The following is a 3,545-nucleotide window of genomic DNA, read 5'->3' on the forward strand; positions in this document are numbered from 1 at the left end:
GAGCGGGGGGCGCCGAGCCGGGGCGCCGAGCCGGGGTGCCGAGCCGAAAGCGCCAAGCCGGACGCGCCACGCCCCCAAAAAAGCCTGCCTTTGTTGCCGCTCTACCAGCTTGGTCGGGTAGAATGGCGCTTGCCTTCAGCCCTTTCCCATACCGATGAGCGCAGCACTCGATTCCCTCTCCGTCGCCCAATACCTCGCCGATCATCCCGACTTCTTCGAAGAGCACGCCGGCCTGCTCGGCCAGGTGAAGCTGTCCAGTCCGCTCACGGGCAAGGCCGTCTCGCTGCAGGAGCGCCAGATGGAAGTCATGCGCGACAAGTACAAGGCGCTGGAACTGCGCATGGCCGAGCTGATCCGCGTGGCGCAGGACAATGCGGCGATCGCCAACCGTTTCCATGGCTGGACCCAGGCGCTGCTCAAGTCGCGCACGGCAGACGACCTGCCGCGCGTGCTGGTGGACAGCCTGCAGCAGGCCTTCCACGTGCCGCAGGCCACCATCCGCCTGTGGAACCTGGCCGCCGAGCACGGCGGCGCCTGGTACACCGCCGGCGTGTCGGACGATGCGCGCATCTTCGGCGCCAGCCTGCTGGCCCCCTACTGCGGCAGCAACCACGACTTCGAGGCAGTGCGCTGGCTGGACGATGCCGCCAGCGTGCAGTCGACCGTGATCCTGCCGCTGCGCGACGGCGACACCTGCTTCGGCCTGCTGATTCTCGGCTCGCCCGACCCGCAGCGCTTCTCGGCCAGCATGGGCACCGACTTCCTGGTGCACATCGGCGAAACGGCGAGCGCCGCCCTCGCGGGTTTGCGCGGCTGACATGAGCGCCAAGGCAGACTGGGTCGCGCAATACCTGGCCCAGCTGCGCACGCAGCGCAAGCTGTCCGAGCACACGGTTCTCAACTACGGGCGCGACTTGCGCGAGCTGCTCGCCGGCACCGAAGGCAAGGACTGGCCCGCCGTCACCCACGCCGACATCCGCCGCCTGGCCGCGGCTATGCATGGGCGCGCGCTCGAGCCGCGCTCCATCGCGCGCCGCCTCTCCGCCTGGCGCGGGTTCTTCAAATGGCTGTCGTTCCAGATCGCGCTGCCGGGCAATCCGGTGGAAGGCGTGCGCGCCCCAAAGCGGGCCAAGATCCTGCCCAAGGCCCTGTCGGTGGACGACGCCGTGCACCTGGTCGGCAGCGACGCGCGGGCCCATGCGGAACCGGACGCGGCTGAGCTGTGCAACCGCGCCATGTTCGAGCTGATGTATTCGAGCGGGCTGCGGGTGTCCGAACTGGCCGGGCTGGACGCCGGCTACGCCAGGGAGGCGCTGGGCTGGATCGACCGCGCGGCGGGCGAGGCCGTGGTCACCGGCAAGGGCAACAAGATGCGCCGCGTGCCCGTCGGCAGCCATGCGCTGGCGGCGCTGGATGCCTGGCTGACCGTGCGCCCGGCCCCGCGCGACGGCAGCAATGCCCTGTTCGTCTCCAGCCGCGGCACCCGCATCTCGCCGCGCGTGGTGCAGCTGCGGCTGAAGGCGCATGCGCTCCAGGTCGGCACCGCCGTGGACGTGCACCCGCACGTGCTGCGCCACTCGTTCGCCTCGCATGTGCTGCAGTCCTCGGGCGACCTGCGGGCGGTGCAGGAGATGCTCGGGCACGCCAGCATCGCGTCTACCCAGGTCTACACCGCACTGGATTTCCAGCATCTTGCCAAGGTCTATGATCAAGCCCATCCACGGGCAAAATCAAAGTAGGCACATGATGTGGATCAAGCAAGCGTGCGCGGCTTGGTAGCACATTGGGAAATCCGGCATAATCCGTCGATTCGCGTCCCCCACCACCCAGCTCGACATGGCACTCACCCCGACCACCATCCTCACCGGCTTCCTCGGTGCCGGCAAGACCACCCTCCTCAACCGCATCCTGCGCGAGGACCATGGCTTGCGCATCGCCGTCATCGAGAACGAATTCGGCCAGGAGAACATCGACAACGAGATCCTGGTGCAGGACACCGGCGAACAGATCGTCGAGATGAATAACGGCTGCGTCTGCTGCACGGTGCGCGGCGACCTGATCGAGGCCTTGACCACCCTGGCCCGCAAGCGCGACGCCGGCGAGCTGCACTTCGACCGCGTGGTGATCGAAACCACCGGCCTGGCCAACCCGGGCCCGGTGGCACAAACCTTCTTCGTGGACGAGGAAGTGAACGCCCACTACATGCTGGACGCCGTGGTCACCGTGGTCGACGCCCGCCACGCCATGCAGCAGCTGGACGAGCACGAGGAGGCCCAGCGCCAGGTCGGCTTCGCTGACACGATGCTGCTGTCCAAGACCGACCTCGTGAATCCGGAGGAACTGGACGCGCTGGAAACCCGCCTCAAGCGCATCAATCCGCGCGCGCCGATCGGCCGCTCGGATTTCGGCGTGGTGCCGATCGCCGAGGTGCTGGACATCAAGGGCTTCAACCTGAACGACAAGCTGGAGCTCGACCCGGACTTCCTCGCCGCCGAGGAACACGCGCACGAGCACCATCACGACCACGACCACGAGCACGGCGAGCACTGCAACCACCCCTCGCATCAACACGCTCAGCACGACCACCACCACAGCCACCACACGGACGACATCGCCGCCTTCGTGTTCAAGAGCGAGCGCGCCTTCGATCCTGAGCGGCTGGACAACTTCCTGGGCAGTCTGGTGCAGGTGTTCGGGCCCAAGATGCTGCGCTACAAGGGCGTGCTGCTGATGCACGGCACCGACCGCAAGGTGGTGTTCCAGGGCGTGCACCAGATGATGGGCAGCGACCTCGGCCCGAAATGGGGCGAGACCGAGGCGCGCGGCAGCAAAATGGTGTTTATTGGTAAAAATTTACCAAAAGACGTCTTTATTCGCGGATTGGAACAATGTTTGGTATAAACTACTCCGGTTTTGTGATGCACGGGGTAACGACCGGCGGTATCTGAGGCACGGTGCTATCCCCGCATTGATGTGAACAGCGACGGGATGGCCAAAATGAAGGAAACCGTGACGAAAACCGCAAAGAAGACGGCAGCGACCGCCGTTGTGGGAGCCACCCGGAAATCCGGCGGCACGTTGAAAACCGCGGCCACGCTGGCGAAGAAGCTGACCGGCGGCCTGAAGGCGGCGCCCAAGGTCAAGGCCAAGGCGGCCTCCGAGGTCCCGGCGGTCAAGCCCGCCACCCGCAGCAGTGCGGCCAAGGGCGGCCAGGCCACTGCGGTGAAGACCGCGAAGGCCACCGCGAAACCGGCCAAGGCAGCCGCCAAACCCGTGGCCAAACCGGCCCCCAGGACCGCAGCCAAACCGGCTGCGAAAGGCGCAGCGAAGCCGGCTGCGAAACCGGCCGCCAAGCCGGCCGCCAAACCGGCGGTGAAAGCGGCCAAACCGGCCGCGAAACTGGCGGCCAAATCATCGGCGCAACCCGCCGCCGCCAAACCGGCCGCCAAAGGCAGCAAGGCCGCGGCACCCGCAGGGAAAGCAGCACCAGCCAAGGCAGCAGGCCGGAGCGCCGCCAGGCCCGCCGCCAAAGCGGTGCGTACGGC

The 3,545-nt window shown here is 67.1% G+C and carries 3 protein-coding genes and 1 pseudogene; all 4 read left to right on the forward strand.

Translation table 11 applies throughout. The features are described from left to right. The first annotated feature begins 154 nt into the window (after positions 1–154). Positions 155–817: a DUF484 family protein gene (locus E4L96_RS11520; RefSeq protein WP_135207368.1), complete on the forward strand. Its 663-nt coding sequence runs from the start codon at positions 155–157 to the stop codon at positions 815–817. A gap of 1 nt (position 818) precedes the next feature. After that, on the forward strand, positions 819–1,739 hold the full coding sequence (locus tag E4L96_RS11525) for a tyrosine recombinase XerC (RefSeq protein WP_135207369.1): 921 nt from the start codon (positions 819–821) through the stop codon (positions 1,737–1,739). Positions 1,740–1,836: 97 nt separating this feature from the next. Then, positions 1,837–2,901, forward strand: coding sequence for a CobW family GTP-binding protein (locus tag E4L96_RS11530; RefSeq protein WP_135207370.1), 1,065 nt, complete (start codon positions 1,837–1,839; stop codon positions 2,899–2,901). Positions 2,902–3,009: 108 nt separating this feature from the next. Continuing rightward, positions 3,010–3,545, forward strand: a pseudogene (locus tag E4L96_RS24670) (hypothetical protein); the annotation flags it as partial.

This window comes from Zemynaea arenosa (genome assembly GCF_004614185.1).
Taxonomy (GTDB): domain Bacteria; phylum Pseudomonadota; class Gammaproteobacteria; order Burkholderiales; family Burkholderiaceae_D; genus Telluria; species Telluria arenosa.